Source organism: Streptomyces bobili, assembly GCF_002154575.1.
Lineage (GTDB): Bacteria > Actinomycetota > Actinomycetes > Streptomycetales > Streptomycetaceae > Streptomyces > Streptomyces bobili.
Genome location: NZ_MUBA01000209.1, coordinates 1 through 25,869 on the forward strand (window position 1 = coordinate 1; position 25,869 = coordinate 25,869).

Sequence of the window (25,869 nt, forward strand, 5' to 3'; positions counted from 1 at the left end):
ACACCCGGCCGGCCGGGTGTCCTGCGGCTTCGGTTCGTCGGCCGTTCCCGCTTGTGCCGGCTTGGGCTCGTCGGTGGTCTCTTCCGGGGTGCCGTGCCGTTGGTCCGTGGAGGGATCGGGGACCTCGGCCGGGGTCTCCTGGTGTGCGGCCGGCGGGGGCGCGGGTGTCGCGTGGCGCTCGGCCGGCTCTTCGCTGTCGGGCCGCGGCTGCCCGCTCCCGCCGCTTTCCACCACGGTGTCCCCTCGTTGGTCGCGACTCCCGCTCCTGCCGGGCGGAAGGGTCTGGGACCGATGGTATGCGTCCGCCGGGACGCGTTCCGCCCCGGCACCCCCTGGGTTTTCACGGCTCCCGCCCGTGCCGTGGGCGGAGTGGGTTCGCTGTCGGTGGCGGGTCGTAAGGTCTTGGGCATGGAGAGCAGCAGCGAGGGTGTCGCCCGGTCCGGCGACGAGGACGGTGTGGGGAGCCTGCCGCAGGCGGGGGTCGGGGAGACGGTCGTGGTGGCGGTGGAGGCCGCCGGGGAGAAGGCTGTCACCGCGATAGCGCCCGCTTCGCTCTCGCCCTCGCGGGCGGGTGACTTCATGCAGTGCCCGTTGCTGTACCGGTTCCGGGTGATCGACCGGTTGCCGGAGAAGCCGAGCGCGGCGGCCACTCGGGGCACGTTGGTGCACGCGGTGCTGGAGCGTCTTTTCGACGCGCCTGCCGCCGAGCGGACCGCGCCGCGGGCCAGGTCGCTGGTGCCGGGTCAGTGGGACCGGCTGCGGGAGTCGCGGCCGGAGGTCGTGGAGCTGTTCGCCGACGATCCCGACGGTGAGCGGCTGTCCGGCTGGCTGGCCGAGGCGGAGCAGCTGGTCGAGCGGTGGTTCACGCTGGAGGATCCGACGCGGCTGGAGCCCGCCGAGCGGGAGCTGTTCGTGGAGACCGAGCTGGAGTCGGGGCTGAGGCTGCGCGGGATCATCGACCGCGTCGACGTGGCCCCCACCGGTGAGGTGCGGATCGTGGACTACAAGACGGGCAAGGCGCCCCGGCCGGAGTACGCGGAGAGCGCGCTGTTCCAGATGAAGTTCTACGCGCTGGTCGTGTGGCGGTTGAAGAACGTGATTCCCCGGCGGCTCCAGCTGGTCTATCTGGGCAGCGGTGACGTGTTGACGTACGACCCGGTGCTCGCCGATCTGGAGCGGGTGGAGCGCAAGCTGCTGGCGTTGTGGGAGGCGATCCGGCTGGCGACGGAGACGGGTGAGTGGCGGCCCCGTCCGACGAAGCTGTGCGGTTGGTGCGATCACCAGGCGCACTGTCCGGAGTTCGGTGGTACTCCCCCGCCGTATCCGTTGCCGGTGCGGCCGGTCGGGGGGACGGTCCCGGGGTAGGGCGTCGGTGAGGGCGGCCGAGTCCGGCGCGGTCGCGCAGGGCAGAATGGGGCCGGACTACCGAAGGAGACTTACGTGGCCATCCGCGTCCTACTGGTCGATGATCAGCCGCTGCTGCGTACCGGCTTCCGGATGATTCTGGAGGCGGAGCAGGACCTCGCGGTGGTCGGTGAGGCCGGCGACGGCCTCCAGGCCCTCGACCAGGTGCGGGCCTTGCAGCCCGATGTTGTTCTGATGGACATTCGTATGCCTCGTATGGACGGGGTGGAGGCGACGCGGCAGATCACCGGGCCGGGTCGGGACGGTCCGGCGAAGGTGCTGGTGCTGACGACCTTCGACCTCGACGAGTACGTGGTGGAGGCGTTGCGTGCCGGGGCGAGCGGGTTCCTGCTCAAGGACGCGCCGGCGAACGAGCTGGTGCAGGCGATCCGGGTGGTGGCCGCCGGTGAGGCGATGCTCGCGCCGAGCATCACGCGGCGGCTGCTCGACAAGTACGCCACGCATCTGCCGTCGGGTGACGAGCCTCTGCCGGACACGCTGCACACGCTCACTGACCGTGAGGTCGAGGTGCTGAAGCTGGTGGCGCGGGGTCTGTCGAACGCGGAGATCGCCGCCGACCTGTTCGTCAGTGAGACGACGGTGAAGACGCATGTCGGGCATGTGCTGACCAAGCTGAGCCTGCGGGACCGGGTGCAGGCGGCGGTGTACGCCTATGAGAGCGGGCTGGTGCGTCCGGGGGCGCAGTAGCGGCGGGGTCCACGGTACGACGGCACGGAGGGCGCCCCTTCCTGACAGGGGGCGCCCTCCGCGTCTTTTGGGGCTTCTCAGCCCTTCTCCAGCTCCCAGAAGCGGAAGACGGTGGAGGCGTCGAGGCAGTTCTCCAGGCCGTAGACGTTCTCCTGGACGACGGCGTACTGCTTGGCCTGCCAGATCGGGAGGACGGGGACCTGCTCGGCCACGATGTCCTGGAGCCGGCCGTAGTCGTCGGCGGTGGCGCCGCGGTCGCTCTGGGCGGCGGTGCGCGGGATGAGCGTGCCGGTGATGGCGGTGTCGGTGTAGTTGTTGCCCAGGACGTTGCCCTCGCCGAAGAAGGGCGCGGTGAAGTTGTCGGGGTCGGGGTAGTCGGGCACCCAGCCCTTGACGTAGACGCCGTACTTGCCGGCGGCGATGTCCTTCTCGTACTGCTGGTAGGCCACCGATCTGACGTCGGCTTCGAAGAGGCCGCTGGCGTTGAGCTGGGCGGCTATGGCCTTCAGTTCCTGGTCGGTGGCGGGGCCGTAGCGCGAGGGGGTGGACCAGAGGGTGAGGTCGACCTTGTCGGTGATGCCTTCGTCCTCGAGGGCGGCGGCGGCCGCGGTGCGGGAGGGGCTGGCGCCGTAGCGGTCGAAGAAGGCGGTGTTGTGGCCGGCGATTCCGGCCGGGATGATCGAGTACAGCGGGTCGGCTGTGCCCTGGTAGACGTCCGTGATGAGGGCTTCGCGGTCGATCAGGTGGGCGATGGCGCGGCGGACGCCGAGCTTGCCGGCGACGGGGTCGTCCATGTTGAAGACGAGGTGCTGGACTTCGGCACTGCTGCCCTCGACGACCTCGACGCCCGAACTGTCGTCGTTGGTGTCGGTGTCGGCGATGTCGGCGGCGGTGAGGCCCCGGTAGGCGATGTCGACGCGGTCGTCGAGGAGGGCCGTCTTGAGGCCGCTCTGGTCGCCGTGGAAGAACTTCAGGGTGACGCCGGTGTTCTTGACCTCGGCGGTGCCCTTGTAGTGCTCGTTGGTGGAGAAGGTGGCCTCGTCCTCGCCGAAGGAGTCCAGTCGGTAGGGGCCGGAGCCGACGGCTTCGCCGTCCTCGCGCAGGCCGTCGGCGTCGTACTGGCGGTGGTCGACGATGGAGCCCGCGCCCGAGGCGATCTTGCTGGGGAAGGTGGCGTCGGGGACCTTCAGCTTGAAGACGACGGTCTTCTCGTCCGGTGTCTCGACCTTGTCGAGCATGGGGAACATGATCGCGGGGCCGGCGGCGTCGTCGATGTCCAGCATGCGGTCGAAGGAGAACTTGACGTCCTCGGAGGTGAGGGCGTCACCGTTGCTGAATTTCAGGCCGTCCTTGAGCGTGCACTCGTAGACCTTGGTCCGTGTGTCGCTGAAGCCGCAGTCCTCGGCGGCGTCCGGCTCGGGTTCGGTGCCGCCCTTGGGGAAGCTCAGCAGCGACTGGAAGACGTTGTTGAACAACAGCCAGGAGCCGGGGTCGTAGCCGGAGGCCGGGTCGGTGGCCAGGACGTCGTCGGACATTCCGATGACCACGGCGGAGCCGTCGCCGCCGGAGCCGGTCACCTGTGAGCCGCAGCCGGCCAACAGGCCGGAGGCCAGCCCCGCCACGATGGGCAGGACCGGCCACTGGTTGCGCATGTTCACGTGCGTGTGCCTTGTCGTCGTTCTCGTGCTTTCCGGGGCCGTGGTGCACGGCCCCGGGCCGGACGGTCCGTCAGCCGCTGGTGCCGCGGGACAGCTCCCAGAGCTGGAGGGTGGCGGAGGAGTTCAGCACGTAGGCGGTGCCCGTGACGTCGTCGCGGGAGGCGACGTACTGCTTGCCCTGCCACAGGGGCAGGACGGGGACGTCCTCGGCGACGATGTCCTGAATCTCCGTCAGCGTCTTGCCTGCGGCCAGGCGGTCGGCCTCGCGGCGGGACTCCGGGATGAGCTTGTTGATGATCTCGCTGTTCTGGTACGGCGACTTGAGGAAGTTGTCCTTGTCGAGGAACGGCGCGATGTAGCTGTCGCCGTCGGCGAAGTCGGGGAACCAGCCCATGCCCCAGACGTCGTACTCGCCCTTGCGCTCGGCGGGGACGAAGGCGTCCCAGGGGGTGCCCTCGATGGAGACGTCGAAGAGGCCGCTGGCGTTGAGCTGCTTCTGGAGGAGCTCGAACTCCTTCTTCGTGGCCGGACCGTAGTGGTCGGTCGTGTAGTGCAGCGTCACCTTCACCGGGGTGGTGATGTCGGCCTTGGTCAGCAGGGTCTTGGCCTTGCTGACGTTGGCTTCGCCGTACTTGTTGAAGAAGGAGTTGGAGTGGCCGGTGACCGAGGCCGGGACGAGCGAGAAGAGCGGCTCGGCCTGCGAGCCGTAGACGTTGTTGACCAGTTCGCCGCGGTTGACGACCTGCGCCATGGCCTGGCGGACCGCCTTGTCCTTGACGGACGGGGCCGTGGTGTTGAAGGCGAGGTAGCGGATCTCCAGGCCGGCCAGCTCGACGATGTCGACGCTGTCGTCGGCGGAGGAGTCGGAGAGCTTCTCGATCTGCTCGGGCGACATGGTGCGGGTCATCACGTCGATGTCGCCCTTGTCGATGGCGGTGCCCATCTCGTCGGCGTCCGCGTACGAGACCATCTCGACCTTGTCGTTCTTCACATCGAGAGCACCCTGGTAGTTGGGGTTCTTGGTGAAGACGGCCCTGGTCATCTCGTCGCCGTCGGTCTTGGCCTCGAGGGTGTAGGGGCCGGAGCCGTCGACGGAGAAGCCGTCGCGCAGCTTGCCCTTCTCGTAGTCGTCGGGGTTGACGATGCCGGCGACCGGGGTCGACAGCTTGAACGGGAAGGTGGCGTCGGCGGTGTTGAGATGGAAGATGACTTCGTTGTCACCCTTGGTCTCGACGGTGTCGACCGTGGAGAGGAGGGCGAACACGCCGGAGTCGGCCTTGAGGGCGAGGGCCCGGTCGATGGAGAACTTGACGTCCTCGGCGGTGACGGCGTCGCCGTTGGCGAACTTCAGGTCCTTGCGGAGCTTGCAGGCGAAGCGCTCGTTGCCCGTGTCGGTGAAGCCGCAGCTCTCGGCCGCCTCGGGGACGGGGTCGCCCTCCCCCTTGGGCTGGATCATCAGGGTCTGCACGGTCTGGCGCAGGACGTTCCAACTGCCGACGTCGTAGGCGTAGGCCGGATCGAAGGGCGCCGGGGCGTCCTTGGTGGCGGTGAACCGGTCGGTGGTGCCCACGACGATGGCGTCGCCGCTGCCGCTGCCGCTGTCGGACCCGCCACAGGCGGCGAGCACGGGCGCGAGCAGACCTGCCACGGCCGGCAGCACCAAAGTCTTGCGGTTCATGCTCGAGTTTCTCCAGAGCTGTCAGGTCCGTGTACCCGGCATGCAGGGGTGTCGCGGCCGATCACGGGGGTAAGGGCGATGTTCTCGCGACGAGATTAGTCCGCACCTGCACCAGGGTTCGCAGCCACCGGAGTTGAAAGGCCATCACGCAGCGAAACCGGGTGTGGACACACCGAAAACCCGACAGTGGAATGATTCGTGCACGGTTCCATGAATCGGGACACAAGGGCACGCCCGCACCCCCCGAACGGGGGTGAACTGCACATCCGGGCGCCCGTGTCGAGACCGTTCGGCGTGGCGAAGTTCACACATGCGCCTGGGTGCGCGCGGAGCGGAATTCGGCCGTCTGCGTCGGCCTGAATTCACCGCGCGGGCACGCGCCGAATTCCCTCGCTATCGGCGGTGCACGCTGGGTGAACGGCTCCGGCATTTCTGTCATCGGAAGATCCCGGAGATGATCGAGATCACGAGGAGCGCGGATCGCGGAGATCACGCTTGATCTCCGCGCCGATCATCCGAGCGGCATCAGGGCACGCAGGAATGTCAGGTCGACCTGCTCCAGGGAGGGAACGACGGTCCGCCGGGGCGCCGGGGCGATGGGCGCGACGGAGGGCACGGCGACGACCTGGCAGCCCGCCGCCTCGGCCGAGGCGACCCCGGTCGCGGTGTCCTCGACAACGGCGCATCTGGCCGGATCCACACCCAGGCCGGCGGCGGCGAACAGATAGGGGTCGGGGTGCGGCTTGGTGCGCGACACCTCGTCGCCTGCCACCGTCAGCGCGAAGTGCCGGGGGCCCAGCGAGGTGAGGACGCGGTCGATGATGCGGCGGTGCGAGGCGGAGACGAGGGCCGTCGGGATCCCGTGCGCCGACAGCTCGGCCAGCAGCCGGGCGGCTCCCGGCATCAGCGGCAGGCCGTGTCCGATGCGCTCCTCGAAGCCCTGGTTGAGCAGGACGCTGAGTTCGGCGAGGGTGATGTCGGCGCCGGTCGCCTCGATCAGGAACCCGGCGCTGCGGCTCATCGGGCCGCCGACCACGACATGGCGCCAGGAGTCGTCGAGGGTGTGGCCGAGCCGGGCGAAGACCTCGGCCTCGACGTCCCACCAGAAGCCCTCGGTGTCCACCAGGGTGCCGTCCATGTCCAGGAGCACTGCCTGCAAGGCGGAGCCTTCGGCCGTCCGGGTTCCTAGTGCGGGGACCGTGCTGGTCATCCACGTACCTCCTTGAGGGACGAGCAGGCCGGTTCCCGAGAGGGAACCGGCCTTCAGTGGACCGACCAGTGTACGACTTATCCGATCAGTGTGCCGAACGTGTCGCGGCGGGGCGCGTGGGACGGCTCACCGTGCGTTGAAGTACTTCGCCTCCGGGTGGTGGATCACGATGGCGTCCGTGGACTGCTCGGGGTGCAGCTGGAACTCCTCGGAGAGGTGCACGCCGATCCGCTCGGGCCGCAGCAGCTCGGCGATCTTGGCGCGGTCCTCCAGGTTGGGGCAGGCGCCGTAGCCGAGGGAGAAGCGGGCGCCGCGGTACTTCAGGGCGAACATCTCCTCGATGTCGGCGGGGTCCTCGCCGGCGTATCCCAGCTCCGAGCGCACCCGGCCGTGCCAGTACTCGGCGAGGGCCTCCGCCAGCTGGACCGACAGCCCGTGCAGTTCGAGGTAGTCGCGGTAGGCGTTGGCCTCGAAGAGCTTGGCGGTCTCCTCGCCGATGCGGGAACCGACGGTGACGACCTGGAGGCCGACCACGTCGGTCTCCCCCGACTCCTCCGGGCGGAAGAAGTCGGCCAGGCACAGGCGGCGTCCGCGGCGCTGGCGGGGGAAGGTGAAGCGGGTCCGCTCGTTGCCCTGCTCGTCGAGGATGATCAGGTCGTCGTCCTTGGACACGCAGGGGAAGTAGCCGTAGACGACGGCGGCTTCCAGCAGGTTGTCGGTCTGGAGCTTGTCCAGCAGCCCGCGCAGCCGCGGCCGGCCCTCCGTCTCGACGAGCTCCTCGTACGTCGGGCCGTCGCCGGTGCGGGCCTGCTTGAGGCCCCACTGGCCCTTGAAGAGGGCGCCCTCGTCCAGCCAGGAGGCGTACTCCTTGAGCTGGATGCCCTTGATGACGCGGGTCTCCCAGAACGGCGGCTCGGGGACGGGGTTGTCGGTGGCGACGTCGGAGCGGACGTGGCCCTCCTCCGGGTGTTCCTCGACCTCGACGGCGCCGGCGCTCGCGCGGACCCGGCGCTGCTTCAGTTCGGGCAGCGCCGCGCCGGGCACGCCCCGCTTGACGCCGATGAGGGCGTCCATCAGGCGCAGTCCCTCGAAGGCGTCGCGGGCGTAGCGGACCTCTCCCTCGTAGACCTCGTGCAGGTCCTGTTCGACGTAGGCGCGGGTCAGGGCGGCGCCGCCGAGGATGACCGGGTAGTCGGCCGCCAGGCCGCGCTGGTTCAGCTCCTGGAGGTTCTCCTTCATGATCACCGTGGACTTGACGAGGAGACCGGACATGCCGATGACGTCGGCGCGGTGCTCCTCGGCGGCCTCGAGGATCGCGGAGACCGGCTGCTTGATGCCGAGGTTGACGACGTTGTAGCCGTTGTTGGTGAGGATGATGTCGACGAGGTTCTTGCCGATGTCGTGGACGTCGCCGCGGACGGTGGCCAGCACGATGGTGCCCTTGCCCTCCTCGCCCTCGACCTTCTCCATGTGGGGTTCGAGGTAGGCGACGGCGGTCTTCATGACCTCGGCGGACTGCAGGACGAACGGCAGCTGCATCTGGCCGGAGCCGAACAGCTCGCCGACCACCTTCATGCCGTCCAGGAGGGTCTCGTTGACGATCTCCAGGGCGGTGCGGATCTGGAGCGCCGCGTCGAGGTCGGCCTCCAGGCCGTTCTTCTCGCCGTCGATGATGCGGCGCTTGAGGCGCTCGTCCAGGGGCAGGGCGGCCAGTTCCTCGGCGCGGCCGGCCTTGAGGGACTTGGTGGTGGCGCCCTCGAACAGGGCCATGAGCTTCTGGAGGGGGTCGTAGCCCTCGCTGCGGCGGTCGTAGATGAGGTCGAGGGCCGTGCCGACCTCTTCCTCGGTGAAGCGGGCGATCGGCAGGATCTTCGACGCGTGCACGATCGCGGAGTCCAGGCCCGCCTTGACGCATTCGTCGAGGAAGACGGAGTTGAGCAGGACGCGGGCGGCCGGGTTGAGACCGAAGGAGATGTTCGACAGGCCCAGTGTGGTCTGGACGTCCGGGTGGCGCCGCTTCAGCTCGCGGATCGCCTCGATGGTGGCGATGCCGTCCTTGCGGGACTCCTCCTGGCCGGTACAGATGGTGAAGGTCAGGGTGTCGATGAGGATGTCCGACTCGTGGATGCCCCAGTTGCCGGTGAGGTCGGTGATCAGCCGCTCGGCGATCGCGACCTTGTGCTCCGGGGTACGGGCCTGGCCCTCCTCGTCGATGGTCAGGGCGATGAGTGCGGCGCCGTGCTCCTGGGCCAGCCGGGTGACCTTGGCGAAGCGGGACTCGGGGCCGTCGCCGTCCTCGTAGTTGACGGAGTTGATGACCGCGCGCCCGCCGAGCTTCTCCAGGCCGGCCCGCAGGACGTCGACCTCGGTGGAGTCCAGGACGATGGGCAGGGTGGAGGCGGTGGCGAAGCGGCCGGCGAGCTCCTCCATGTCGGCGACGCCGTCGCGGCCGACGTAGTCGACGCACAGGTCGAGCATGTGGGCGCCTTCGCGGATCTGCTCGCGGGCGATCTCCACGCAGTCGTCCCAGCGGGCCTGGAGCATGGCCTCGCGGAACTTCTTCGAGCCGTTGGCGTTGGTGCGCTCGCCGATCGCCATGTACGCGGTGTCCTGGCGGAACGGCACGTTCTGGTAGAGCGAGGCGGCGCCCGCCTCGGGGCGCGGGTCACGCGCGGCGGGGGCGAGGCCTCGGACGCGCTCGACGACCTGGCGCAGGTGCTCGGGGGTGGTGCCGCAGCAGCCGCCGATCAGGGACAGGCCGTAGTCGCGGACGAAGTTCTCCTGGGCGTCCGCCAGCTCGGGGGCCGTCAGCGGGTAGCTGGCGCCGTCCTTGCCGAGGACCGGCAGGCCCGCGTTCGGCATGCAGGCCAGCGGGATGCGGGAATTGCGGGCCAGGTAGCGCAGGTGCTCGCTCATCTCGGCGGGGCCGGTGGCGCAGTTCATGCCGATCATGTCGATGCCGAGCGGCTCCAGGGCCGTCAGGGCGGCGCCGATCTCGGAGCCGAGCAGCATGGTGCCGGTGGTCTCGACGGTCACGGAGACGATCAGCGGCACGTCGAGGCCGGCGTTGCGGCGGGCGCGCTGGGCGCCGAGCACGGCGGCCTTGGTCTGCAGGAGGTCCTGGGTGGTCTCGACGATCAGCGCGTCGGCGCCGCCGGCGATGAGGCCCTCGGCGTTCTCCTGGTAGGCGTCACGCAAGGTGGTGTACGCGACGTGTCCGAGGGTGGGCAGCTTGGTGCCGGGGCCGATCGAGCCGAGCACCCAGCGGGTGCGGCCGTCGCGTGCCGCGAAGGAGTCCGCCGTCTCGCGGGCGATGCGGGCGCCCGCCTCGGACAGTTCGTGGACCCGCTCGGGGATGTCGTACTCGGCCATGGCGGCGAAGTTCGCGCCGAAGGTGTTCGTCTCTACGCAGTCCACACCGGCGGCGAAGTACTCCTCGTGCACCGAGCGCACGATGTCGGGCCTGGTGACGTTGAGGATCTCGTTGCAGCCTTCGAGCTGCTGGAAGTCCTCGAGCGTGGGGTCCTGGGCCTGGAGCATCGTGCCCATTGCTCCGTCGGCCACCACCACTCGGGTGGCGAGGGCCTCACGAAGCTCGGACACACGGGTCCGGCTGTCGGCGGAAGGGGTCGGCGGCACAGAGGCCATGAAAGGGCTCCCTCGGGTGCGACGGCTGTCGGCTTCACGGCGCCCTCCGGTGACTCCCGGACCGTCCCGGGGGATCGGTCATGGAGCTTCCCGTGGAGGGCGCTCGCCGCCAGGGTAGCCGGGACCGGGGGCTTATGGTCAGGGCGTCCACGGGACGGACCCGGATGTCCTGGTGTCACCCGCGGGGGGCAAGTGGTGTGACGCGTATCGACCGACCATTAGCGGGAGGTCGGCATGGACCGGTAGTGTTCGACAATGCCGAACGACGGCAGCACTGGCTGCGCGTGGACGGCCGAGGGGACGGAGGCAGAACGGCGATGGCACGGAACATCCAGTCGCTCGAACGGGCGGCCGCGATGCTGCGACTGCTCGCGGGCGGCGAGCGGCGGCTGGGCCTCTCGGACATCGCCTCGGCCCTGGGCCTGGCCAAGGGCACGGCCCACGGCATTCTGCGCACCCTGCAGCAGGAGGGTTTCGTCGAACAGGACGAGCCCTCCGGCCGCTACCAGCTGGGCGCCGAGCTGCTGCGCCTGGGCACCACCTATCTGGACGTGCACGAACTGCGTGCGCGTGCCCTGGTGTGGACGGACGACCTGGCCCGCTCCAGCGGCGAGAGCGTCCACCTGGGCGTGCTGCACCAGCAGGGCGTGCTGATCGTGCACCACGTGTTCCGGCCCGACGACAGCAGGCAAGTCCTGGAGATCGGGGCCATGCAGCCGCTGCACTCGACGGCCCTGGGCAAGGTGCTGTCGGCGTACGACCCGGTCGCGCACAGCGAGGCCATGGAGGCCGACCGCAAGCCCTTCACCGAGCGCACGGTGTGTGAGCTGGAGGAATTCGAGCAGCTCCTCGATCTCACGCGCGCGCGGGGGTACGCGGCGGACGTCGAGGAGACCTGGGAGGGCGTCTCCTCCGTCGCTGCGCCCATCCACGACCGGCGGCGCATGCCGGTGGGGGCCGTCGGTATCACCGGCGCCGTGGAGCGCCTGTGCCGGGACGGTGAGGTGCGCCCCGAGCTGATCGCCGCCGTACGCGACTGTGCCCGCGCGGTGTCGCGCGATCTGGGCGCCGGACGGTTCTGAGACCTGCGCGGAGACACCGGGACGTCGGGACGGCGTTCCGGCTTTCGGCGTGCCCGCCGCATCCGGCCGGCACGCGCGCCGCGGCCCCTGGCATGCCCGCCCCATCCCGCCTGCATGACCGCCGCGCCCCCCCGGCACGCCTGCCGCATCCCCCGGCGGGCCCACTCACGCCTCTGGGCACGCCCGCTCCGGCACGCGTCGCCGTGACCGTCGCCGCCCTCGTGGCCGCGCGGCCGTTCCGGCCCTCGCCGTGCCCTGACGTGGACATACGCGGTGCGGTGGGCCCGCGCGCGAGCACGGGGACCGGCCCGCCCGGATCGATCTGCGGCAGCGATCAATAACGATCGTGCTTTCGATAACAGGACTCTTGACGCACCCGCGACGCCGGAGCAAGACTCCCGTCCATCGGTCGGCATTGTCGAACACCTACCGGCAATACGCGCTAGAGTGTGACAACGCCAAGGGCCGGCATCGCTCTCATCCGAGAGCAGCTCGAACTCCCGGAGGGACCCGGGGTTCGGTCCCCTGGACGAAGGACAAAGGAGTCGCGGGTGTCCAGCTCCGACATCTTCATCGGCGAAACCATCGGTACCGCCATACTCATCCTGCTCGGCGGCGGTGTGTGCGCCGCCGTCACGCTGAAGGCCTCCAAGGCCCGTAACGCCGGCTGGCTCGCCATCACCTTCGGGTGGGGCTTCGCCGTGCTCACGGCGGTCTACACCTCGGCGCCCCTGTCGGGCGCCCATCTGAACCCGGCCGTGACCCTCGCCCTCGCGATCAAGGACGGCGAGTGGAAGAACGTCCCGGTCTACTGGGCCGGCCAGCTGATCGGTGCCGCCATCGGCGCGGCCCTGGTGTGGGTCACCTACTACGGCCAGTTCCAGGCGCACCTCACCGACAGAGAGATCGTCGGCGGTCCGGGTGCGCAGGACACGACCGCCAAGGCCGTGGAGGCCCAGGAGAAGGGGGCCGGCCCGGTGCTCGGCATCTTCTCCACCGGCCCGGAGATCCGCAACGCGGTGCAGAACCTCGCCACGGAGATCATCGGCACGGTCGTGCTGGTGCTCGCCATCCTCACGCAGGGCCTCAACAACGAGGGCAACGGCCTCGGCACGCTGGGCGCGCTGATCACCGCGCTGGTGGTCGTCTCGATCGGCTTGTCCCTCGGCGGCCCGACGGGCTACGCGATCAACCCGGCCCGTGACCTCGGTCCGCGCATCGTGCACGCCCTGCTGCCCCTGCCCAACAAGGGTGGCTCCGACTGGAGCTACGCCTGGATCCCGGTGGTCGGTCCGCTGATCGGCGGAGCGATCGCGGCAGGCCTCTACAACGTCGCGTTCGCCTAGGAACATGAGTTCAGGAACATGAGTTCAGGAACATGAACCTCACGTTGCACACCGAGCACGCGCCGTACGTACCGCTCGTCAACCACGGAATCTCCGGGAGCACACTGTGACCGACGCCCACACCGCCGGCCCGTTCATCGCCGCGATCGACCAGGGCACCACCTCCTCGCGCTGCATCGTCTTCGACCGCGACGGCCGGATCGTCTCCGTCGACCAGAAGGAGCACGAGCAGATCTTCCCGAAGCCGGGCTGGGTCGAGCACGACGCGACCGAGATCTGGACCAACGTCGAGGAGGTCGTCGCCTCCGCCATCGCCAAGGCGGACATCACCCGCGACGACATCAAGGCCATCGGCATCACCAACCAGCGCGAGACCACCGTCCTGTGGGACAGGAACACCGGTGAGCCCGTCCACAACGCCATCGTCTGGCAGGACACCCGTACCGACTCCCTCTGCCGCGACCTGGGCCGCAACGTCGGCCAGGACCGCTTCCGCCGCGAGACGGGCCTGCCGCTGGCCTCGTACTTCGCCGGCCCGAAGGCCCGCTGGCTGCTCGACAACGTCGAGGGGCTGCGCGAGCGCGCCGAGGCCGGGGACATCCTGTTCGGCACCATGGACAGCTGGGTCATCTGGAACCTGACCGGCGGCGTCAACGGCGGACGGCACGTCACCGACGTCACCAACGCCTCGCGCACCATGCTGATGAACCTGCACACCCTGGAGTGGGACCCGAAGATCGCCGAGTCCATCGGTGTTCCGCTGGCGATGCTCCCGGAGATCCGTTCCTCCGCCGAGGTCTACGGCGAGATCACCGGCGGCAAGTTGGGCGATCTGCTCGGCGGCATCCCGGTCGCCTCCGCGCTCGGCGACCAGCAGGCGGCCCTGTTCGGCCAGACCTGTTTCGCGGAGGGCGAGGCCAAGTCGACGTACGGCACCGGCACGTTCATGCTGATGAACACCGGCGACAAGATCATCAACTCGTACTCCGGGCTGCTGACCACCGTCGGCTACCGCATCGGTGAGAACAAGCCGGTCTACGCCCTCGAGGGCTCCATCGCCGTCACCGGCTCGCTGGTGCAGTGGATGCGCGACCAGATGGGCCTCATCTCCACCGCCGCCGAGATCGAGACGCTCGCGCTGTCGGTCGAGGACAACGGTGGCGCGTACTTCGTGCCGGCCTTCTCCGGACTGTTCGCCCCCTACTGGCGTCCGGACGCCCGCGGTGTCATCGCCGGCCTCACCCGGTACGTCACCAAGGCGCACCTCGCGCGCGCCGTCCTGGAGGCGACCGCCTGGCAGACCCGCGAGATCAGCGACGCCATGACCAAGGACTCCGGCGTCGAGCTGGCGGCCCTCAAGGTCGACGGCGGCATGACCTCCAACAACCTGCTGATGCAGACCCTCTCGGACTTCCTGGACGCGCCGGTCGTGCGTCCGATGGTCGCCGAGACGACCTGCCTCGGCGCCGCCTACGCCGCCGGCCTCGCCGTCGGCTTCTGGACCAGCACCGACGACCTGCGCGCCAACTGGCGACGGGCCGCCGAGTGGACCCCCCGCATGGACGCGGACACCCGCGACCGTGAGTACAAGAGCTGGCTCAAGGCCGTCGAGCGGACCATGGGCTGGATCGCCGACGAAGACTGACGAGGAGTAAGAACCGCAATGACCACTGAGTCCACCCTGCAGTCCGTGCCTGCCCTCGGCACGCACCCGGCCTACGGCTCGAACCCGAGCCGTGCCGAGACCCGGGAGCAGCTCGCCAAGGCGTCGTACGACCTCCTCGTGATCGGCGGCGGCATCCTGGGCATCTCCACCGCCTGGCATGCCGCGCAGTCCGGCCTCAGGGTGGCAGTGGTCGACGCCGGCGACTTCGCCGGCGCCACCTCCTCCGCCTCCTCCAAGCTGCTCCACGGCGGTCTGCGCTACCTGCAGACCGGCGCGGTGAAGCTGGTGGCGGAGAACCACTTCGAGCGCCGTGCGGTGTCCCGCCAGGTGGCCCCCCACCTGGCGAACCCGCTGACCTTCTACCTCCCCGTGTACAAGGGCGGGCCGCACGGCGCGGCGAAGCTCGGAGCGGGCGTCTTCGCCTACTCCGCGCTGTCGGCCTTCGGCGACGGCGTGGGACACCTGCTGTCGCCGGGCAAGGCCCAGCAGGACGTGCCCGAGCTGCGCACCGAGAACCTCAAGGCCGTCGCCGTGTACGGGGACGACCAGATGAACGACGCCCGGATGGCGCTGATGACGGTCCGTGCGGCCGTCGAGGCGGGCGCCGTGGTGCTCAACCACGCCGAGGTGACCGGGCTGCGCTTCACCAAGGGCCGGGTGACGGGAGCCGAGCTGCGCGACCGTCTCTCCGGTGACGAGTTCGGCGTCAGCGCCCGGCTCGTGCTCAACGCGACCGGGCCGTGGGTGGACCACCTGCGCCGGATGGAGGACCCGAATGCCGCACCGTCGATCCGGCTGTCGAAGGGCGCGCATCTGGTCCTGAAGCGGACCTCTCCGTGGAAGGCCGCGCTGGCGACCCCGATCGACAAGTACCGGATCACCTTCGCCCTCCCCTGGGAGGACATGCTGCTGCTCGGCACGACGGACGAGGTCTACGAGGGTGACCCGGCGGACGTCGCGGTCACCGAGAAGGACACCGCCCAGATACTCGACGAGGCCGCGTTCTCCATCCGCGACCAGCAGCTCGACCGTGATCTGATCACGTACGCGTTCGCCGGTCTGCGGGTGCTGCCGGGCGGTCCCGGTGACACGGCCAAGGCGAAGCGGGAGACCGTGGTGACCGAGGGCAAGGGCGGGATGCTGTCGGTCGCGGGCGGCAAGTGGACGACCTTCCGGCACATCGGGCGGACCGTCATGCAGAAGCTGGAGGCGCTGCCGGGCCACCCGCTCGGTGACGACTTCGAGCCGGTCTCCTCGCTGCCGAAGAGGATGCCGCTGCCGGGCGTCGCCAACCCGCGCGCGGTCGCCCACCGGCTGCTCGTCGACAACCCGGCGCCGGGTCCGCGCATGGCCGCCGACACCGCCAGGCACCTGGCCACGCACTACGGTTCGCTGGCCTTCGACATCGCCCGCCTGGCGAACGAGAACCCGGAACTGAGCGAGCGCGTCCACCCCGACGCTCCGGAGATCTGGGCGCAGGTCGTCTACGCCCGCGACCACGAGTGGGCCGAGACGCAGGACGACGTCCTGCGCCGCCGTACCACCCTGACGATCCGCGGCCTGGCCACGGACGAGGTCCGCGCGAAGGTCCAGGACCTGCTCGACAAGAAGTAGCCGCTGCGGCGGTACGACGCGAAAGGGACGGCTCCTCGGGGAGGGGCCGTCCCTTTCGCGTGCGTGCCGCGCCGAGGCGCTGTCAGACGAGCGCCCTGATGTGGTCCGCAGTGCTCAGTTCCTCCCGGCGCAGGATCAGTTCGCGGCCCAGGAGCAGGGCTCGGCGGGAGGCCGGGGCCGGGGCGGGCAGGGTGGTCAGGTCGGTCAGGTGGGCGAAGCCGATGATGCGGCGGACGATCTCCGTGCCGGCGTAGCCCACCGCGTCCGTCCAGACGCGGCGCAGGAAGCGGTCGAGGTAGGCGTCGTCGAAGAAGGTGTCGACGCGGGTCGGCCACAGGCGGCGGAACTCGGTCTCGAAACCGTCCCAGGACAGGCGGAGCTGGTCCGCGTGGTCGGCGAGGGTGCCGAGCGCGCGGGCGCGTTCCTCGGAGACGAGCGCGTTGGCCCAGTACAGGCCGAGGTCGTAGCCGATCGGGCCGACGAAGGAGAACTCGGGGTCGAAGACCCGCACCACGGGGGCGCCTTCGCGGGTGCCGACCATGACGCTGCCGGTGTGCAGGTCGCCGTGGAGGAGGGCCTGCGCGCTCGTCATGAAGGTGTGCCGGAGGTCGGCGACCTCGGTGCGCAGCGCCGCGTCCGCGCGGAACTCCGCCGCCAGGTCGTCGAGTTCCGGGAGCCAGTGGTTGTGCTCGTGCGTGAGGTACGGCTCGGAGAGGACCACGTCCTCGGTGATCTTGCACAGCTCGGGGCTGACGGAGGCGGCGATCAGGGCCTTGCGGTCGGCGGAGGGCATGCCGAAGTCACTGGTGGTGAAGGACAGCTGGGCGACCAGTTCGCCGATCCGCGCCGAGGTGTGCGGGCCGTAGGACGCGCCCTCGTTGAGGAGGGTGCGCAGGACCTCCAGGTCGGACATGTCCTCCATGACGAGGGCGTGGTTCTCGGGGTTGTAGCCGAGGATCGCCGGGATCTTGTCGGGGGCGACCTCGGCTATCTGCGCGTAGGCGCGGGCTTCGGCGTCCGCGCGGTCGGGGCTCATCGGCCAGGACGGGCCGGCGACACGGACCCAGGGCAGGGCCTGCTTGACGGCGAGGCTGCGGCTGCCGTCGGTGCTGCGGGCGAGGAAGACCCGGTTCATGTTGCCGTCCGACACCTCGCGGACGTGGATGTCGTCCACGTCGTCCCAGTGGCCCCGATCGCGCAGGTAGCCGGGGATGTCGTCGGTCTCCAGGATGCGGTAGCCCATCGTCGTTCTCCTCAGGACGTGCGGCGCTTGGACAGGGTGAAGCTGAAGACCAGTGCGAGGATCAGCACCGCGCCCTCGACGACGTCCTGTGTGTAGTAGGGCAGGCCCTTGATGGTCAGGCCGGTGGTGATGATGCCGATGAGCACCGCGCCCAGGGCCGTGCCCCAGACGTTCGGGCGGCCCCTGCCGAGGACCGAGGTGCCGACCAGGGCCACCGCCACCGCCTCCAGCAGCTGCGAGGTGCCGGCCGACACGTCGCCCTGCCCGATACGGGACGCCAGGATGAGGCCGCCGACGGAGGCGAGGACGCCGGAGATGACGTAGGCCAGCGCCCGGTACGCGCCGACTCGGATGCCGGCCAGGCGGGAGGCCTCCGGGTTGGCGCCGATGGCGTACAGGACCCGGCCCCAGCGGGTGCGGGCGAGGAAGACCCAGGCGACGACGGTCAGCCCGCCGAAGATCAGCACGGAGACGGGGATGCCGAGGACCGTGCCGCGGTCGATGCGCAGGAAGCCGTCGGTGAACCGGCCGGGCGCGGTCGACCCGTCGGACATCGTCATGCCGGGGGTGATGGACTGGCCGTCGACCAGGATGAGCTTGCCGCCCTGGATGACGAACATGGTGCCGAGGGTGGCCAGCATGTCGGGGATCTTCAGTACGACGATCAGCAGCGCGTTGAGCAGGCCCGCCAGGGCGCCCGCGGCGAGGACCGCGAGGATCGCCACCGCGCCGACCTGGTTGTGGACCACCATCGACTGGGCGGCGACCGAGACGCCGAGGCCGGCCACCGCGCCCACCGACATGTCCATCCCGCCGACGGCCATGGTGAACGTGACGCCGAGGCCGAGGATCGCGGCGACGGAGACATAGCGGAGGGTGTCGAGGAGGGTCGCCGACTCGCGGAAGGAGCCCTCGCTCAGCGCGAAGTACAGGAAGAGGACGACCGTGACGAAGATGAAGCCGTACTTGATGACGGCGTTCTGGACGCGCACGGCGGTGGAGGCCGCGGGCGGGATCGCCGCCTTGGCGGGGACCTCGGTGCTGTGTGTGGTGGTCATGTGGGTGCTGCTTCCTTCGGCGGCCGGTGTCGGAGCGACTGCGACTGGAGCGACTTCGACTCGGAGGGGCTAGGACTCGTAGGGCCCGGACTCGGCAGGGCTCGGACTCGGCAGGGGCTCAGACGGAGACGGCGATGGTGCGGATGACGCGGTCGCGCTCCGCCTCGTCGCCGTACGCGTCGAGGTGGATCTCACCGGCCGCGAGCACGACGACCCGGTCGGCGATCTCCAGGACCTCGTCGACGTCGGCGGACAGGACGAGCACGGCGGAGCCGTCGGCGGCCAGGGCGCGGGCGCGGCGGCCGATGTCCCGGCGGGCACCGATGTCCACGCCTCGGAACGGCTCGTCCAGGATGAGGACACGCGGGGTCTCGGCGAGCCAGCGGCCGACGACGACCTTCTGCTGGTTGCCGCCGGAGAGCTGCTCCACGGTGCTGTGCTCGTCGCGGGTGACGACGCCGAGTGCGTCGATGGTGTCGCGGCCCAGGGCGTCTTCGCGCGAGCGGTTCACCAGGCCGCCTCTGGACAGGGCCTTGAGGAACGGCAGCGAGATGTTCTGGGCGAGAGACCAGCCGGGCACGAGGGCGTCGGCGTGCCGGTCCTCGGGGACCAGGTGGACGCCGGCCCGGATGGCGTCGGAGGGGCGGCGCGGCGCGTAGGGCCTGCCGTCCAGCTCGGCGGCCCCGGTGGCGAAGGGCTCGGCGCCGAACAGGCCTCGGGCCAGCTCGGTCTTGCCCGCGCCCAACAGGCCGACGATGCCAGTGACTTCGCCGGTGCGCAGGTCGAGGTCGAGCGGTTTACGGCCCGCGAACAGGCGGACCCCGCGCAGGGAGAGGGCGACCTCGCCCTGGGCGCCTTCCCTGACGGGCCGGGCGGTGGTGGTCTCCTGGGTCTGGGCGAGCATCGCGCGCAGGGCCGCGTCCCAGTCGAAGGGTCTGACCTGGTCCTCGGTGAGGTGTCCGTCGCGCAGGACGACGAGCCGGTCGGCGAGCGCGTCGATCTCGCCGAGCCGGTGGGAGACGTACAGCACGGCGATGCCGTCCTCGCGCATCCTGCCCACCAGGGTGAACAGGCGTTCCGCCTCGGCGGCGGACAGGGCGGAGGTCGGCTCGTCGAGGACGAGCAGCCGGGGGCGCGTCGCGAGGGCGCGGACCAGGATGAGCAACTGACGGTCGGAGATGCCGAGTTCGGTGACGTCCCGCTTGAGGACGGCGTCGCTCCAGCCCAGGCCCAGGGATGCCTGGATCTCGCGGGCGCGGGCGAGGGTGGCGCGGCCGTTGATGAACGGGTTGCCGCGTTTTTGCGCCAGCTCCTCGAAGACGAGGTTCTCGGCGACGGTGAGTCCGGGGACGATGCCCTCACCGATGCGCTGGTGCACGGTCTGGATACCCAACCGGCGTGCGGCCGAAGGGGAGTTGAGGGACACGGCCTGGCCCGCGACCCGCACCTCTCCCCCGTGGTCCCGGTGGACGCCCGAGAGGATCTTGATCAGCGTGGACTTGCCGGCGCCGTTCGCCCCGAGCAGCGCGACCACGGTGCCGGGGGCGATGTCGAGGGAGACGGAGTCGAGCACGGTCCTGCCGCCGAAGGCCATGCTGACGTCCCGCAGGCCGACAGCCGCCTCCGTGCCGGCGTCAGTGGGCGACATTGGAGATCCAGTCGGCGGTGGAGACCTCGGACAGGTTCAGCGCGGGCAGCGCCTCCCGCAGCTGGTCCATGTTCGCGATCTTCTTCTCGCGCAGGAAGTCCTGGGTGATGGCGACGGCCGGGAACTCGACGGAGGTCTTGCCCAGTTCACCGGCCAGCTCCAGCGCGGTGGTGCGCACAACGGCGGCGCCGACCGCGGACGGGTCGGTGCCCGCCGTGGCGACCCACGGGCTGCCGGCGGCGGTCATCTGCTGGATGTCGGCGTTGGAGACGTCCGCGCCGAAGACCTTCACCTTGTCCTGGAGCTTCTTGTTCTGCACGGCGAGCACGGTGCCCTTGGCGAGTTCGTCGTAGGGCGCGAAGACGCCGGCCACGTCGGAGTGCTGGGTGAGGGCGGCGGAGACGAGGGGAACGTTGTCGGTGGCCGTGGAGTCGGTGACCTTGCCGACCTTGAACTCCTGCTTCCAGGCGCTGGAGTCGACCGCCGTCTTCCAGACCGAGTCCCGCTTGTCGAGGGCGGCGTACCCGGCGACGTTGACGTAGCCGACCTTGGCACCCTTGCCGAGGTCCTCGGCCATCACGTCGAGCACGGCCCTGGCCATGCTGGCGTCGTCCTGCTTGGTGGAGACGACGCCGTCGGTGCCGGTCTCCACGTCGTAGACGACGACCTTGATGCCCTTCTTCACGGCCTTGTCGATCTCCGGCTGGATGGTCGCCGGGAAACCGTGGTCGATGATGATCGCCTTCGCGCCGGAGTTGATGGCCGAGGACAGGTCGGTGGCCTGCTTGGCGTTGTCGGCCTGGGCGTCGTACACCGTCAGGTCGATACCGAGGGCCTTGGCCTGGGCCTTCGCCCCGTTGCCCCACTGCTCGAAGTAGTCACCGGCGCCGCTCTGCCGGACCAGCGCGACCTTGACCGGGCCCGCGGCGAACGGGGCGGGCTTTTTGCCGGTGGCCGCGGCGGCGGGGGCGGCGCTGGTGCCGGTGTCCTTCGAGGCGTCCGTGGACTGCGAGCAGCCGGACAGCACGAGGGCGGAGACGGAGGCCAGCGAGAGCGCGGCGAGAGGCAGGCGGGCACGGGACATGAGGGGCTCCAGGTACGGGGTGACGCGAAGGGAGGAAGAACCGAGGGTTGCGCGGGCCCGGAGCCGAAGAACGGGAATCGGCCACCCTGTTGCGGGTGGCGGGAACGGCCCCGCGAGTGGGGGGGCGCGTCAGAGCTCCGGGCGGGTCAGCGACAGCGGGCCGTGGTCGACCGGAGCAGGTCCACGTACAGCCGCCGCACGAGCAGCAGCGTCTTCATACGCAGATCATGAGAACGTTTTCAGCCACCGTCAAAGAAATGGACACCGAATCTCGCCATACGAGACAACGACAATGTCACAGTCGGTGTACACGGCATCGGGAGTTACCATCACGGAACCGGCACCGTGCCCTGGCGTGTCGCGGTCGAGTGACTCTCCTCCTCCGCCGCCCTCCCCCACTCTGCTTCCACTCCACTTCCAGACTCCTGGAGTTGACCCATGACGCTGCTGACGACCTGGTCCGAGTCCGGACCGGAGACGCTGGTCCGCCGCACCTCCGCCCCCGCCGAGATCGCCGCCGCGCTCGCGCCGCTGGGCGTGCGCTACGAACAGTGGCCGGTCCGTGAGGACGTGCCGTCCGACGCCGACAGCGAGACGGTGTTCGCCGCGTACGCCCCGGAGATCGACAGGCTCAACGCCGAGGAGGGCTTCACCACCGTCGACGTGCTGGGCCTGCACCCCAGCGACGACCCGGAGTTCCCGGCGAAGGCGAAGGCCGCCCGCGAGAAGTTCCTCCAGGAGCACACCCACGACGACGATGACGAGGTGCGCTTCTTCGTCTCCGGGTCCGGCATCTTCTACCTGCACGTCGCCGGCGAGGTGCACGCGGTCCTCTGCGAGAAGGGCGACCTGCTGGGAGTGCCGCGCGGCACCACGCACTGGTTCGACATGGGCACCAGCCCGTCGTTCACGGCGATCCGCTTCTTCCACGAGGAGGACGGCTGGATCGGCAGCTTCACCGGCTCCTCCATCGCCTCGCGCTTCCCCGACTACGACACCATCGCGGCCGCTCACGCGGCGGACAGGGCAGCCGCGTGAGCGTGCGGAACCCGCTGCACTTCCCCGTGGACGCCGTGGTGCTCGACATCGAGGGCACCACGAGCGCCACGGGCTTCGTCGTGGACGTGCTCTACCCGTACTCGCGGGCCCGCTTCGGCGAACTGCTCACCGAGCGGGCCGGCGAGCCGGCGGTGGCTCGCGCGATCGCCCAGGTCCGGGAGCTGACGGGCGAGCCGGAAGCCGACGCGACGGCGATCGAGAAGACGCTCAACGCCTGGCTCGACGAGGACCGCAAGGCGACCCCGCTCAAGACACTCCAGGGCGTCGTCTGGTCCGAGGGCTTCGCGCGCGGCGACCTCGTCTCGCACTTCTACGACGACGTCGTACCGGCGCTGCGGTCCTGGCACGCGGCGGGCAGCGCGCTGTACGTCTACTCCTCCGGGTCGGTTGCGGCGCAGCGGGCCTGGTTCACGCACAGCCCGCAGGGCGACCTGATGCCGCTCGTATCGGGGCTGTACGACACCGAGAACGCGGGCCCGAAGCAGGACCCGGCGTCGTACCGCCGGATCGCGGAGGCGACCGGGGTCGCGCCCGGCCGGCTCCTCTTCCTGTCCGACCGACCGGGTGAGCTGGACGCGGCCCGTGCCGCGGGCTGGTACGCGGTCGGCGTCCGGCGGCCCGGGGAGCCGTACTTCGAGCAGGGCGTCGGCGACCACGCGCAGGCCGGGACGTTCGACGAGATCACCGTCAGCACCAACGGGAGCACCGTATGACCGCCGAGATCACCGCACTGGACCTGGAGGAGGCGGGGGCGGTCCTCGCCGCCGAGTCCGCCCGCTTCGCCTCCTTCGGCTGGATGCGCGGCACGTCCGGCAACCTGTCGGTGGTGCTCACCCGTGACCCGCTGCGCCTCGCGGTCACCGCGAGCGGCCACGACAAGGGTGAACTGACGCCCGCGGACGTGGTGCTGGTGGACGGTCAGGGCGCGGCCGTGCACGGCGGGAAGCCCTCCGCCGAAGCCGAACTGCACGCGCGTGTGGCCGAGCTGACCGGTGCGGGCGCCGTGGTGCACGTGCACACGGTGGCGTCCGTGGCGATGGGCCACCGGCATCCGGGCGGGATCGTCTTCAAGGACGTGGAGATGCTCAAGGGCGTCGGGCAGCCCGCCCACGACGTGGAGGTGACGCTGCCGGTCATCGCCAACAGCCAGGACATGAAGGTCCTCGGCGACCGGCTGGAGGCGGCCCGCGACCCGCGGATGCCGGCGGTGGTCGTGGCCGGCCACGGCCTGTACGTGTGGGGCGAGTCCCCGCGGCAGGCCCGCCACCACACCGAGGTCGTGGAGTGGCTCCTGGAGCTGGAACTGACGCGCCGCTGAACCGGCGCGTGCGACGACGCGCGAGGGCCCGGCCGCCGAGCGGCCGGGCCCTCGCGCGTGGTGCGACGGGCGCTACCGCAGATGCTCCCCCGGCAGTTCCCCGGCCGAGACCTCCAGTACGCCGCGCTCGGTGACCAGCCCCGTCACCAGCCGGCCCGGCGTGACGTCGAAGGCCGGGTTGTGCCCGCGCGAGGCGGCCGGGGCCGTGCGGGTCCCCGCCCACTCCAGCACCTCGGCCTCGTCGCGCAGTTCGATGTGGATGCCGTCGCCCGACGGTGTGGCGAGGTCGACCGTGGTGGTGGGCGCCGCGACGAGGAACGGCACGCCGGCGTCCGCGCAGGCCAGGGCGACGCCGACGGTGCCGACCTTGTTCGCGGTGTCGCCGTTGGCGGCGATGCGGTCGGCGCCGACGACGGCCGCGTCGACCTGCCCGCGCAGGACGGTGCCGGCGGCCGCGCCGTCGGCCTGGACGTAGTGTGCGATGCCCTCCTGGACCAGCTCCCAGGCGGTCAGCCGCGCCCCCTGGAGCAGCGGGCGGGTCTCGTCGACGTAGACGACCTCCAGACGGCCGCGGGCGTGCAGTTCGCGGATGACGCCGAGGGCGGTGCCCCAGCCGGCCGTCGCCAGGGCGCCGGTGTTGCAGTGCGTGAGGATCCTCAGCGGCCGGTCCTCGCCGACCCGCTTGAGCAGCCAGTCCGCGCCGAAGGCAGCCATCGCCCGGTTGGCCTCGACGTCCTCGCGCTGGACGGCGGCGGCCTCCTCCAGCACCGCGTCGAGGCCCTCGCCGAAGCGGGCCATGACCCGGTCCACGCCCACCATGAGGTTCACGGCGGTGGGGCGGGCCGCACGGACACGGGCGACGGCCGCGCGCACCTCGTCAGGGGTCCAGCCCTCCCGTTCGCCCTGGAGCAGCGCGATCGCGACGCCGTAGGCGCCGGCGGCGCCGATGGCCGGGGCGCCGCGCACGACCAGGCGCCGGATCGCGTCCACCAGGGTGTCCACGTCCTGGACGTCCACGGTCTCGGCGCGGTGCGGGAGGACGGTCTGGTCGATCAGTGCGAGGCCGGTTCCGGTCCACTCCACCGCGCGCAGTTCCTGGGACATGACGAGGCCACTCCTGATGTTCCTATGGTGTTCGACACCGTACATGACCTCGAAGAACGCTCACCGAAGCGAGGGATCCCGCCGCCGGGCGGGGCCGTGCGGCACGCCGCCCCCCGGAGCGGGGCACCGATGGCCCCGGTGAACGAAGGTGAATGAAGGTGAGTGAACTCGTCGCCGGTGGCCCGGAGTTCCCACCGGGGAGCGGACGCCGAGGTCAAGCCTTCGAGCGGCTTCCGGCGAGGGGTGTCCGGGGGTGGTGAACGGGGCAGTGATCCGTTCACCGAGCCCGTGCAAGGGGGCTGCGGGCGCCCCCGCCGGACGCCGTAAGGTTGGGTGGTCAGGCGAGGGCACGTCGGAAGGAGGCGCTGGGTGATCGAGCTCGAGGGGGTTCCCGAGCTGATCGACCCGGTCATGGTGGCCGCGTTCGAGGGCTGGAACGATGCCGGCGACGCCGCCTCCACCGCGGTCGCACATCTGGAACGGGAGTGGAAGGGCGAGGTGTTCGCGGCGCTGGACGCCGAGGACTACTACGACTTCCAGGTGAACCGGCCCACGGTGTGGATCGATGCCGGAGTGCGAAAGATCACGTGGCCGACGACAAGGTTGTCGGTGGTGCGGGTCGGCGGCGAGAAGCCGCGCGACCTCGTGCTCGTGCGGGGCATCGAACCGTCCATGCGCTGGCGCTCGTTCTGCAACGAGTTGCTCGGCTTCGCGCACGAGCTGGGTGTGGAGCTGGTCGTCATCCTGGGCGCCCTGCTCGGCGACACCCCGCACACCCGTCCGGTTCCGATCAGCGGCACCACGTCCGACGCGGACCTGGCCCAGCGGATGGACCTGGAGGAGACCAAGTACGAGGGCCCCACGGGCATCGTCGGCGTCCTCCAGGAGGCGTGCACGCACGCGGGCGTGCCGGCGGTCAGCCTGTGGGCGGCCGTACCGCACTACGTGTCGCAGCCGCCCAACCCGAAGGCGACGCTGGCTCTCCTGAACCGGCTGGAGGACCTGATCGACGTGCGCATCCCGCTGGGCGAGCTGCCCGAGGACGCGCGTGCCTGGCAGGTCGGCGTGGACCAACTGGCCGCGGAGGACAGTGAGGTCGCGGAGTACGTCCAGACGCTGGAGGAGGCCCGCGACACCGCGGAGCTGCCGGAGGCCTCGGGTGAGGCGATCGCCCGGGAGTTCGAGCGGTACCTGCGGCGCCGGGACGGCGGCGGACCGCCCGGCCCCGGCGAGCGGACACGGCCCCCGAAGCCGCCGAAGCCGACCGGGGAGAGCGCCGGCGAGACTGCCGACGACGACGATTCGCCGGAGGAGTAGGACCGGCGGACGCACGAACGGGGC

20 protein-coding genes and 1 pseudogene are annotated in these 25,869 nt (G+C 70.4%); 10 read left to right on the forward strand and 11 right to left on the reverse strand.

The features are described 5' to 3' along the window. Positions 1-234, reverse strand: a pseudogene (locus tag BZL64_RS40620) (site-2 protease family protein); the annotation flags it as partial. A gap of 174 nt (positions 235-408) precedes the next feature. Between BZL64_RS40620 and BZL64_RS17690 the strand changes: the two are divergent. Continuing rightward, a complete protein-coding gene (locus BZL64_RS17690) occupies positions 409-1,365 on the forward strand; it encodes a RecB family exonuclease (protein ID WP_086770175.1) in 957 nt (318 codons plus the stop codon). A gap of 75 nt (positions 1,366-1,440) precedes the next feature. Then, positions 1,441-2,112, forward strand: a complete 672-nt coding sequence (locus tag BZL64_RS17695) for a response regulator (RefSeq protein ID WP_086770157.1) — start codon at positions 1,441-1,443, stop codon at positions 2,110-2,112. A gap of 77 nt (positions 2,113-2,189) precedes the next feature. Here BZL64_RS17695 and BZL64_RS17700 read toward each other — a convergent pair whose 3' ends face one another. From BZL64_RS17700 to metH, 5 genes are all read right to left on the reverse strand, one after another. Then, a complete protein-coding gene (locus tag BZL64_RS17700; RefSeq protein WP_086770158.1) occupies positions 2,190-3,770 on the reverse strand; it encodes an ABC transporter substrate-binding protein in 1,581 nt (526 codons plus the stop codon). Positions 3,771-3,840: 70 nt separating this feature from the next. Further along, positions 3,841-5,448 (reverse strand): ABC transporter substrate-binding protein, encoded by a 1,608-nt coding sequence (locus BZL64_RS17705; RefSeq protein WP_086770159.1) that lies wholly within the window; start codon positions 5,446-5,448, stop codon positions 3,841-3,843. Between the two features lie 304 nt (positions 5,449-5,752). Beyond that, entirely contained in the window at positions 5,753-5,941 is a 189-nt protein-coding gene (locus BZL64_RS39550; protein ID WP_143663188.1) for a hypothetical protein, read from the reverse strand. A gap of 18 nt (positions 5,942-5,959) precedes the next feature. Continuing rightward, positions 5,960-6,658 carry an HAD family hydrolase gene (locus BZL64_RS17715; RefSeq protein ID WP_086770160.1) on the reverse strand — a complete coding sequence of 233 codons (699 nt, stop codon included), beginning with the start codon at positions 6,656-6,658 and terminating at the stop codon, positions 5,960-5,962. Positions 6,659-6,784: 126 nt separating this feature from the next. Then, on the reverse strand, positions 6,785-10,306 hold the full coding sequence (gene metH / locus BZL64_RS17720; RefSeq protein WP_086770161.1) for a methionine synthase: 3,522 nt from the start codon (positions 10,304-10,306) through the stop codon (positions 6,785-6,787). A gap of 317 nt (positions 10,307-10,623) precedes the next feature. On the opposite strand from metH, the gene BZL64_RS17725 reads away from it, so the two are divergent. The 4 genes from BZL64_RS17725 (at position 10,624) to BZL64_RS17740 (ending at position 16,014) form a co-directional block, all read left to right on the forward strand. Continuing rightward, a complete protein-coding gene (locus BZL64_RS17725) occupies positions 10,624-11,388 on the forward strand; it encodes an IclR family transcriptional regulator (protein ID WP_086770162.1) in 765 nt (254 codons plus the stop codon). A 551-nt stretch (positions 11,389-11,939) separates the two neighbouring features. Continuing rightward, positions 11,940-12,734 (forward strand): MIP/aquaporin family protein, encoded by a 795-nt coding sequence (locus BZL64_RS17730; RefSeq protein WP_086770163.1) that lies wholly within the window; start codon positions 11,940-11,942, stop codon positions 12,732-12,734. 106 nt (positions 12,735-12,840) lie between these two features. Then, a complete protein-coding gene (glpK, locus tag BZL64_RS17735) occupies positions 12,841-14,379 on the forward strand; it encodes a glycerol kinase GlpK (RefSeq protein ID WP_086770164.1) in 1,539 nt (512 codons plus the stop codon). An 18-nt stretch (positions 14,380-14,397) separates the two neighbouring features. Continuing rightward, on the forward strand, positions 14,398-16,014 hold the full coding sequence (locus BZL64_RS17740; RefSeq protein WP_086770165.1) for a glycerol-3-phosphate dehydrogenase/oxidase: 1,617 nt from the start codon (positions 14,398-14,400) through the stop codon (positions 16,012-16,014). Between the two features lie 82 nt (positions 16,015-16,096). On the opposite strand, the gene mtnK is transcribed toward BZL64_RS17740, so the two are convergent. The 4 genes from mtnK to BZL64_RS17760 all read right to left on the reverse strand — a co-directional run bounded on the left by mtnK (position 16,097) and on the right by BZL64_RS17760 (position 21,047). Beyond that, complete coding sequence (gene mtnK / locus BZL64_RS17745; protein WP_086770166.1) at positions 16,097-17,257, reverse strand: S-methyl-5-thioribose kinase; 1,161 nt, start codon at positions 17,255-17,257, stop codon at positions 16,097-16,099. Positions 17,258-17,268: 11 nt separating this feature from the next. After that, positions 17,269-18,315, reverse strand: coding sequence for an ABC transporter permease (locus BZL64_RS17750; protein ID WP_086770167.1), 1,047 nt, complete (start codon positions 18,313-18,315; stop codon positions 17,269-17,271). A 118-nt stretch (positions 18,316-18,433) separates the two neighbouring features. Beyond that, the gene (locus tag BZL64_RS17755; RefSeq protein ID WP_086770168.1) at positions 18,434-19,963 is read right to left on the reverse strand and encodes a sugar ABC transporter ATP-binding protein; all 1,530 of its coding nucleotides are present in this window, start codon (positions 19,961-19,963) and stop codon (positions 18,434-18,436) included. After that, positions 19,950-21,047: a substrate-binding domain-containing protein gene (locus BZL64_RS17760; RefSeq protein ID WP_086770169.1), complete on the reverse strand. Its 1,098-nt coding sequence runs from the start codon at positions 21,045-21,047 to the stop codon at positions 19,950-19,952. The genes BZL64_RS17755 and BZL64_RS17760 overlap by 14 nt, the downstream gene beginning before the upstream one ends. Positions 21,048-21,485: 438 nt before the next feature. Between BZL64_RS17760 and BZL64_RS17765 the strand changes: the two genes are divergently transcribed. Genes BZL64_RS17765 through mtnB form a run of 3 tightly spaced genes read left to right on the forward strand, consistent with a single transcriptional unit; the run spans position 21,486 to position 23,424 of the window. Further along, positions 21,486-22,085, forward strand: a complete 600-nt coding sequence (locus BZL64_RS17765; RefSeq protein WP_086770170.1) for a 1,2-dihydroxy-3-keto-5-methylthiopentene dioxygenase — start codon at positions 21,486-21,488, stop codon at positions 22,083-22,085. Continuing rightward, entirely contained in the window at positions 22,082-22,819 is a 738-nt protein-coding gene (gene mtnC, locus BZL64_RS17770) for an acireductone synthase (RefSeq protein WP_086770171.1), read from the forward strand. The genes BZL64_RS17765 and mtnC overlap by 4 nt, the downstream gene beginning before the upstream one ends. Next, entirely contained in the window at positions 22,816-23,424 is a 609-nt protein-coding gene (gene mtnB, locus BZL64_RS17775; protein WP_086770172.1) for a methylthioribulose 1-phosphate dehydratase, read from the forward strand. Before mtnC ends, mtnB begins: the two co-directional genes overlap by 4 nt. 72 nt (positions 23,425-23,496) lie before the next feature. Here the strand turns inward: mtnB and mtnA are convergent, their stop codons facing one another. Then, positions 23,497-24,528, reverse strand: coding sequence for an S-methyl-5-thioribose-1-phosphate isomerase (mtnA, locus tag BZL64_RS17780; RefSeq protein WP_086770173.1), 1,032 nt, complete (start codon positions 24,526-24,528; stop codon positions 23,497-23,499). Between the two features lie 369 nt (positions 24,529-24,897). On the opposite strand from mtnA, the gene BZL64_RS17785 reads away from it, so the two are divergent. After that, positions 24,898-25,845 carry a PAC2 family protein gene (locus BZL64_RS17785; protein ID WP_086770174.1) on the forward strand — a complete coding sequence of 316 codons (948 nt, stop codon included), beginning with the start codon at positions 24,898-24,900 and terminating at the stop codon, positions 25,843-25,845. Positions 25,846-25,869 lie beyond the last annotated feature (24 nt).